Genomic DNA, 7,750 nt, shown 5'->3' on the forward strand with positions numbered 1-7,750 from the left:
AATGCCTTGTTGAAACAATCCCAGCACACACTCAACAACCCCACAGGGGTCGGAGCGTGATACTCAAAGAAACCCAAACCACCACACAAAACCTGTGTGCATGATTCGGGGGCTAGCTTAAAAGCTACACTAACCTAAATCATCGGCACGCTGTTGAGTTCTCAAAGAACACACCCACACCATCACCCGCAACCACACTAGGCCGCAAAGCTCCGGGGAGCATTTCCTCTCGCTTATGTCGATAACTCTAGCAGGCCCCGTTTCCGGCGTTTCCAGGGGGGTCCGTTTCCGTCCCGCACCCCGCATCTCCACCGGAGAGACCGCATCAAGTTGTCAACCTAGAAGCTTTCCGCCAGGCCCGGCCCGGTTTTCCCGGCCCGTGTCGCGCTGACATGGAGAACTCTACGGCACCCTGAACACCCCTTGAACACCACCCCCCTCAAATGGGAAAAACAGCAGGTCAGACGCTGAATCGACGGGCTCTGCGGGGAGCGGGCGGATGGCCGGGAGGAGAAGTGCACGTTCGGGTGGACCTCCCGTCGTTGCGGGATCGGGCGCGCCGACGCAGGTAGCCTGTCGTGTCGACCGTCAGAACGGGGGTAGCAGTGGATTCGACGCCTATCTACACCGAGCTGCAGCAGACGCTTACCGATCCGGAGGAGAACAACTGGGGTCCTAGCGCCCCTCCGGAGTTCGCTGCCGCCCTGGCCGAGAGCGCCGAACAGCCGAAGGCGGAGGGCAAGAAGGCGGCGAAGTCCGGCGGGGGCCGGCGGCACCGCGCCGAGGACTGATCTGACTTCCGGACCGCACCGCGTCGCAGTACTGGGCGCGGTGCGGTTCTGCGTCCGGAGGTCATTCGGCGCGCCCCGCGCGCTGGCGGACCGGGTCCGGAACCGGCGCGGCCGCGAGCAGCCTGCGGGTGTAGTCGTGGGCGGGGTCGTTCAGTACCTGGGCCGTGCTTCCGGTTTCGACGATCCTCCCCTGGTGCATGACCGCGACGCGGTCGGCGAGGTGGTTGACCACCGCCAGGTCGTGGCTGATGAACAGGCAGCTGAAGTCGAGCCGCTCCTGCAGTTCGAGGAAGAGTTCCAGCACCGACCGCTGCACCGAGACGTCGAGCGCGCTGGTCGGTTCGTCCGCGATCAGGAGTTCCGGTTCCAGGGCGAGTGCACGGGCGATGCTGACCCGCTGCCGCTGACCGCCGGAGAGCTCGTGCGGGTAGCGGCGGTGCGTTCCGGCTCCGAGCTCGACCGCGTCGAGCAGGGTCGCGACCCGTCTCTTCAGATCCCGGCCGCTCGCGACGCGGTGCAGCCGCAGCGGTTCGGCGATGCTGTCGCCGATCGGCATCCTCGGGTCCAGGGACGAGCCGGGGTCCTGGAAAACGATGCCGACCTTGCGCCGCAACGGGCGGAGCTTCCGGGCCGGGAGGTGGGTGATGTCCTGCCCGTCGAGGGCGATCCGGCCGGACGTGGGCTCGGTGAGCCTGGTGGCGCAACGGCCGACCGTGGACTTGCCCGAACCCGACTCGCCGACGAGACCGAGTACCTCTCCGCGGTCGATCCGCAGCGAGACCCCGTCGACCACGCGGTGGCCCGCATAGGTCATGACCAGGTCTTCGACTTCGAGGACCGGGTTCCGGGGTTCCTCCGGTTCGGGCGCAGGCACGACCTCCAGCCGTGGCACGGCCGCGAGCAGTGCGGAGGTGTACGCGTGCTGCGGTTCGGCGAACAGCTGCTCCACCGGCGCCTGCTCGACGACCTCGCCCCGGTACATCACCACCACCCGGTCGGCGATGTCGGCGACCACGCCCATGTTGTGGGTGATCAGCAGGATCGCCGTGCCGAGCCGGTCGCGCAGGTCGCGGAGCAGGGACAGGATCCCGGCCTGGACCGTGACGTCGAGCGCGGTCGTCGGTTCGTCGGCGATCAGCACCCGGGGATCGCAGGCCAGCGCCATCGCGATCAGCACCCGCTGGCGCTGCCCGCCGGAGAGCTGGTGCGGGTAGTGGCGGAGACGGCGCCGGGGTTCGGGGATGCCGACCGCTTCGAGCAGTTCCACCGCGCGGGCGCGGGCGCGGCGGGTGCTCAGGTCGGTGTGCAGGCGGATGGCCTCGACCAGCTGCCAGCCGATGGTGAACACCGGGTTCAGCGAGGTCATCGGCTCCTGGAAGATCATCGCGACCTCGTTGCCGCGGATGCGGCGCAGGTCGCGCGGGGCGCAGCCGACGATCTCCGTGCCGTTGACCCGGATCGAGCCGGTCACCTCGGCGGTCGGCGGGAGCAGGCCGAGCGCCGCCATCGCGGTCACGCTCTTGCCCGATCCGGACTCCCCCACCACCGCCAGGATCTCGCCCTCCTCCACCGCGAACCCGATCCCCCGGACCGCGTCGGTGCCGCCGTCCTCGGTGTGGAAGCGGACGACGAGGTCGGTGCAGGTCAGGACAGTCATCGGCGCCCCGACAACTCGCGGGACCGGTCGGCGGGCCGGAAAGCATCGCTCATCGGTCCTCCACGCGGGTCAAGCGCGTCGCGCAGGCCGTCGCCGAGCAGGTTGAAGCCGAGGGTGGCCAGCACCACGGTCAGCCCGGGGAAGACGACCAGCCACGGTGCCTGCGCGAAGTAGGTCTGCGCCGCGGCGAGCATCACGCCCAGCGAAGGGGTCGGCGGCTGCACGCCCAGGCCGAGGAACGACAGCAGCGCCTCGCCGATGATCGCGGCGGGGATGGCGACCGTGATCTGGATCAGCAGGGCGTTGACCGAGTTCGGCAGGAGGTGTCTGAACAGGACGGTGCCGCTGCGGGCACCGGCGGCGACGGCCGCGGCGACGTAGTCCTCATTGGACAGGCGCAGCGCTTCCCCGCGCACGACCCGGATCAGGTTGGGGATCTGGGAGATCCCGATCGCCAGGGCGGCGTTGAGCAGCGAGGCGCCGAGGATCGCCGCGAGTCCCACGGCCAGCACGAGGAACGGGAAGGCCAGAAGGGTGTCGGTGACCCGGGAGACAACGGCGTCGGTGACGCCTCGGCGGTATCCGGCCACCAGTCCCAGCGGGGTCGCCACCACCAGCGCCAGCAGGACCGAGAGCACGCCCACGACGATCGACGACCGGATTCCGTGGAACACGCGGGAGAGCTGGTCGCGGCCGAGTTCGTCGGTGCCGAGCCAGGCCGTCGTCGACGGGGGCTGGAGCACGCGGTCGAAGTCGACCGCCGCCGGGTCCGCCGGTGCGACGAGCGGCGCGGCCAGCGCGACCAGGACCAGCACCGCGGCCAGCGCCAGGCCGAAGGCTCCGGTGCGGTGGCGCAGGAGGCGGCCGAGGATCCGGCGTCTCCGGAGGGCGTGGGTCATGCCGCGCCTCCACGCACCCGGATGCGGGGGTCGACAACCGAGTACAGCAGGTCGACCAGCAGGTTCACGACGATGTAGCCGGTGGCGGTGACCAGGACCGCCGCCTGGACGACCGGGAAGTCCCGGGTGAACACCGAATCCACCATCAGCTTGCCGAACCCGGGCAGCACGAAGATCTGCTCGGTGACCACCGCTCCGGAGATCAGCGCGCCCAGCTGGAGGCCGAGGATCGTCATCACCGTGATCAGGCTGTTGCGCAGCGCGTGCACGCAGACCACCCGCCACTCGCCCGCGCCCTTGGCCCGCGCGGTGCGGACGTGGTCGGAGCTCAGCGAGTCCAACATGGACGAGCGCAGCTGCCGCATCAGCACCGCCGCCAGGCCGCTGCCGAGCACGAAGGCGGGCAGCACCATGCGTTGCAGGTTGCCCGCCGGCGACTCGGACAGGGGGACGAAGCCGGACGCGGGCAGTACTCCCAGCCACACCGCGAAGACCAGCACGCACATCAGGCCCAGCCAGAAGTTCGGGACCGACAGGCCGAACAGCGAGAAGCCGTTGCCCAGCCAGTCCAGCGCGGTGCCGCGCCGCACCGCCGAGACCACGCCGGCGGCCAGGCCGACCACGGCGGCGAACAGCAGGCTCAGCGCGGCGAGTTCGAGGGTGACCGGGATGCGGCCGAGGATGATCTCGCCGATCGGCAGGCCGGTGCTCGCGGACTCGCCGAAGTCGCCGCGCGCGGCCCGGCCGAGCCAGGTCAGGTACTGGACCGGGATCGGCTGGTCCAGGCCGTAGGACCGGCGGATCTGCTCGATCGCCGCGTCGTCGGCCTCCGGCCCCGCCAGCGCGATCGCCGGGTCGCCCGGCAGCGCCCGCAACCCGGCGAAGACCACCAGCGAGACCAGCACGAGCGTCACCAGGGACTGGAGGATCCGGTTGAGGGCGTAACCGCGCGGCATGCCTCAGCTCCTGACGTGTCCGGCGGTGGCCATCCGCATGATCCCGTCGGGGTAGACCGCCACTCCGGCCAGCTCCGCCGAGTGCGCGGTGTAGTACTGCTGGCGGTAGAGGTAGATGACGTTGTTGCGCTGCCGGAGCTGGTCGACGATCCGCTCGTAGAGCTCGCGGCGGCGGTCCGGGTTCTGCTCGGCGGCGGCCTGTCCGATGAGGACGTCGGTCTCGGGCGTGGCGTGGCCGCTGTAGTTCTGCGAGCTGCCCGCGGTGTGCATCGCGGCGATGTTGCCGTCCGGGTCGGGCCTGCCGGACCAGCCGATCAGGAAGGTCTGGAAGCGGCCCTTCCTGCCTGCCGCGATCGAGCTCGTCGACTCGGTTGGGCGCAGGACGACGTCGAAGCCCGCTTCGGCGGCCATCGCCTGGATGACCTGGCCGGTGCGGTTCGAGGTGGAGTCGTTGGCCAGCATCAGCTCCACCCGCAGCGGGGTGCGCACACCCGCCTCGGCGAGCAGCCGCTTGGCGCGTTCCACGTCGTGCGGCGGGCACGCCTGGGTGCGCGGGGTGGCGAACTCGCTGGTCGGCGGGATCGGTCCGCAGGCGGGCTGGTAGAGGCCGTTGAACGAGATCTTGTTGAGCGTGGCCCGGTCGATGGACAGCGACAGCGCTTCGCGGACGCGCCGGTCGTCGGCCAGCGGGCCGGGCACGTCGCCGGGCGAGCCCTCGACGTTGGCGATGTTGACCGTGATTCCCACGTACTGCACGGAGGGCGTGTTGAGCAGGACGATTCCCGGCTCCCGCGCCAGGATCGGCACGTCCGGCGGGCCTGCCTCCCACATCACGTCGAACTCGCCCGAGCGCAGGTTCGCGACGCGGATGTTGTCGTCGGGGACCGCGCGGTAGACGAGCCGGTCGAGGTTGACCTTGTCGCGGTCGTAGTAGAAATCGCTGCGGCGCAACACGATCCGGTCCTGGGCGACCCGTTGGTCGAACTCGAAGGGGCCGACGCACACCGGGTGGTCGGAGAAGTTCTCGCCGAGGCGGTCGAGCTGCGCGGGGGACATGACCATGCCCGCGCGGTCGGCCAGCACGCTGGGCAGCGGCGCCGACGGCGCGGACAGCCGTAATCGAACCGACAGCGGGCCCGCGACCTCGACGGATTCGACGGCCGAGAGCTCCACCCGGCGCGCCGAGCCGGGAAGTTGCCGGTGCCGGTCCAGGCTCCGGCGCACCGCCTCGGCGTCGAACGGGGTTCCGTCGTTGAAGCGGACGTCCGGGCGCAGCTGGATGGTCAGCTCGCGCCCGTCGGACGAGACCTGCGGGAGCACGGTGGCCAGCTGCGGGACCACGCGGCCCGCCGGATCGACGTCGTAGAGCTTCTCGCAGGTGCTCGCGAAGATCTGGCGGCCGGCGAGCGTGGTGGCCAGGGTCGGGTCGAGCCGGTCCGGTTCCTGGTCCAGCGCGATCACCGCCTCGCCCCCGCGAACCGTTGGCGCGTCGACGGAAGTGCGCAGTTCAGCGGCAGTGCGCTCGACGTCGACCAGCGGCGCGCACGCGGTCAGCCCGAGTACGGCGGCCAGCACGGCGGCTCGCGCGCACCGACCGGACCGAACTCGCAACGGGGCCTCCCCGATTCGTTGATCGACGAAACGGTACGACCCCGGCTACTGCGTGTCCATGCCCGTGACCGGGCCGGAATCTTTCAGTCGACGGCGGAGGAGAACTGCGGCAGCGAGACCGCGGGCACCGCGGGATCCGTCGCCTTGTCCTTCGGCCCGGGGGCCTTCGGCTCGGGCTGCGCCTCTTCGATCAGCGCGGGCAGCTCCGGCTCGGCGGTGCCGGCCTCGGTCTCCTGCTCCTGGGCCTTCTGGCTCAGCCGCTCCCTGGTGCGCTGGGCCGCGCCGCGGATCTGCTCGGTGAGCTGGCGGTTCGCCTGCCGGGCCTCGCGCTCCTCGCGTTCCTGCTCGCGGGTGCCGCGGGTGACCCGCTGCGGGGTCCTGGCACGGGAGATGTAGCGCTCGAAGACGCCGCGCAACCGCTGCGCATTTCGCTCGCTCAGATCGATTTCATAGGTCACGCCGTCCAGCGCGAAAGTGACGGTGTGCTGGGCAGGAGACCCGTCGATGTCGTCGACGAGTTCGACCTGAATCCGCTCTGCCATGATCACCTGTCTCGGGAACGTGCCCCGCCTCGATCCGCGACACTTACAGGCGAGACTCCAGTGCGACCCTCGACCACGTTGTAGCACGTGGGATCGCCGTTGTCTCGTACCCAACGATAGAACAGCACCTGAGGCGGCGGATAACCGCCGTGCGGGTCACGTGCGCGGCGACCGCCGCCGCACCGGCCCACACCCCGACACGGTAGCAACGCAGCCGAAAACACCGGAAGTAATCTGAAACACAGCGGGCGCGATCGGCCATCCCGGCCACGGGGACTGAGTGGAACATTCCCGCAACAATCGTTTATTGTTCGCTCGCTCTTCGCCGTAAGCTGTCGCGGAGACGACGGAAAAACGAACCGGAATCGAGGGATACCGTGGCACAGAAGGTCACAGTTCAGCTGGTCGACGACGTAGACGGCTCGGAAGCCGAGTCCACGGTCGAGTTCGGCCTGGACGGCGTCAACTACTCAATTGACCTGTCCTCGGCGAATGCGGCCAAACTCCGCGACTCTTTGGCGTCTTACGTGGCCAACGCCCGTCGCACCGGTGGTCGCAAGCGCCCGGGTGGCAAGCAGAACAAGCCCGCGGCGGCCCCCAGCGCCGCCGACCGCGAGCGCAACCAGGCCATTCGGGAATGGGCCCGGGAACAGGGCATGCAGGTTTCCGACCGGGGGCGGATTCCGTCCGAGGTCGTCGAGGCGTACGACAACGCTCAGTGAGCTCGGACCGCGGGTGGCCGGACTACTGACCCGCATTAGAACCGGCCACCCGCGAAAACGGACTCGGGCTCTTACCGCCCGTGTCGACTTTATGCGCCGCCAGTAATTGCGCGGACTACGGGGAGTGCTCAGACCCGGGCCAGAAAGTCCGCGATCTCCTGCCGGGTGGGCATCGAGCTGCTGGCACCGTCGCGCTGGACCGACACCGCGGCGGCGGCCGAGGCGCGGCGCAGGGCGCGCTCGACGTCGTCGCCCTCCCCCAGCGCGAGGCTGAGGACGCCGGCGAAGGTGTCCCCGGCGGCGGTCGTGTCCACCGCCCGCACCGGGAAGCTCGGCATCCGCACGACCTCGCCCGCGCGGTTGCCGTAGATCGATCCCTCGCCGCCGAGTGTGATCACCACCTCCGGCACCAGCTCCAGCAGCGCCGCCAGCGCGCGCTCCGGCTCGTGCTCGCCGACCAGCGCGGCGGCCTCGTGCTCGTTGGGCACCAGCAGATCCACGTTGGACAGCAGGTCGGCGGGCAGCTCGGCTGCCGGCGCCGGGGTCAGCACCACCCGGACGCCGTTGCGGCG

At 69.9% G+C, this 7,750-nt stretch carries 8 protein-coding genes; 2 read left to right on the forward strand and 6 right to left on the reverse strand.

The features are described from left to right. Positions 1 to 605 precede the first annotated feature (605 nt). Complete coding sequence (locus ABD691_RS25995; RefSeq protein WP_344684047.1) at positions 606 to 791, forward strand: hypothetical protein; 186 nt, start codon at positions 606 to 608, stop codon at positions 789 to 791. A 61-nt stretch (positions 792 to 852) separates the two neighbouring features. On the opposite strand, the gene ABD691_RS26000 is transcribed toward ABD691_RS25995, so the two are convergent. The 5 genes from ABD691_RS26000 to ABD691_RS26020 all read right to left on the reverse strand — a co-directional run bounded on the left by ABD691_RS26000 (position 853) and on the right by ABD691_RS26020 (position 6,456). Next, a complete protein-coding gene (locus tag ABD691_RS26000) occupies positions 853 to 2,448 on the reverse strand; it encodes an ABC transporter ATP-binding protein (protein WP_344684048.1) in 1,596 nt (531 codons plus the stop codon). Further along, positions 2,445 to 3,347, reverse strand: a complete 903-nt coding sequence (locus ABD691_RS26005) for an ABC transporter permease (RefSeq protein ID WP_344684050.1) — start codon at positions 3,345 to 3,347, stop codon at positions 2,445 to 2,447. The genes ABD691_RS26000 and ABD691_RS26005 overlap by 4 nt, the downstream gene beginning before the upstream one ends. Beyond that, entirely contained in the window at positions 3,344 to 4,303 is a 960-nt protein-coding gene (locus ABD691_RS26010; RefSeq protein ID WP_344684052.1) for an ABC transporter permease, read from the reverse strand. The genes ABD691_RS26005 and ABD691_RS26010 overlap by 4 nt, the downstream gene beginning before the upstream one ends. A 3-nt stretch (positions 4,304 to 4,306) precedes the next feature. Further along, positions 4,307 to 5,914, reverse strand: a complete 1,608-nt coding sequence (locus tag ABD691_RS26015) for an ABC transporter substrate-binding protein (protein ID WP_344684054.1) — start codon at positions 5,912 to 5,914, stop codon at positions 4,307 to 4,309. Positions 5,915 to 5,997: 83 nt separating this feature from the next. Continuing rightward, positions 5,998 to 6,456 (reverse strand): histone-like nucleoid-structuring protein Lsr2, encoded by a 459-nt coding sequence (locus tag ABD691_RS26020; RefSeq protein ID WP_344684055.1) that lies wholly within the window; start codon positions 6,454 to 6,456, stop codon positions 5,998 to 6,000. Positions 6,457 to 6,833: 377 nt separating this feature from the next. Here ABD691_RS26020 and ABD691_RS26025 point away from each other — a divergent pair, with 377 nt between their 5' ends. After that, the gene (locus ABD691_RS26025; protein WP_344684057.1) at positions 6,834 to 7,178 is read left to right on the forward strand and encodes a histone-like nucleoid-structuring protein Lsr2; all 345 of its coding nucleotides are present in this window, start codon (positions 6,834 to 6,836) and stop codon (positions 7,176 to 7,178) included. A 128-nt stretch (positions 7,179 to 7,306) separates the two neighbouring features. On the opposite strand, the gene ABD691_RS26030 is transcribed toward ABD691_RS26025, so the two are convergent. After that, the coding region (locus tag ABD691_RS26030; protein ID WP_344684060.1) for a PfkB family carbohydrate kinase at positions 7,307 to 7,750 on the reverse strand (444 nt) is incomplete at its 5' end.

The sequence above is a fragment of the Saccharopolyspora taberi genome (assembly GCF_039534165.1).
GTDB classification, from domain to species: Bacteria; Actinomycetota; Actinomycetes; order Mycobacteriales; family Pseudonocardiaceae; genus Saccharopolyspora_D; species Saccharopolyspora_D taberi.

Coding starts and splice junctions, on each gene's coding strand:
- ABD691_RS26020 (WP_344684055.1), bottom strand. CDS start 6,456: ATGGCAGAGCGGATTCAGGTCGAACTCGTCGACGACATCGACGGGTCT.
- ABD691_RS26000 (WP_344684048.1), bottom strand. CDS start 2,448: ATGACTGTCCTGACCTGCACCGACCTCGTCGTCCGCTTCCACACCGAG.
- ABD691_RS26005 (WP_344684050.1), bottom strand. CDS start 3,347: ATGACCCACGCCCTCCGGAGACGCCGGATCCTCGGCCGCCTCCTGCGC.
- ABD691_RS26010 (WP_344684052.1), bottom strand. CDS start 4,303: ATGCCGCGCGGTTACGCCCTCAACCGGATCCTCCAGTCCCTGGTGACG.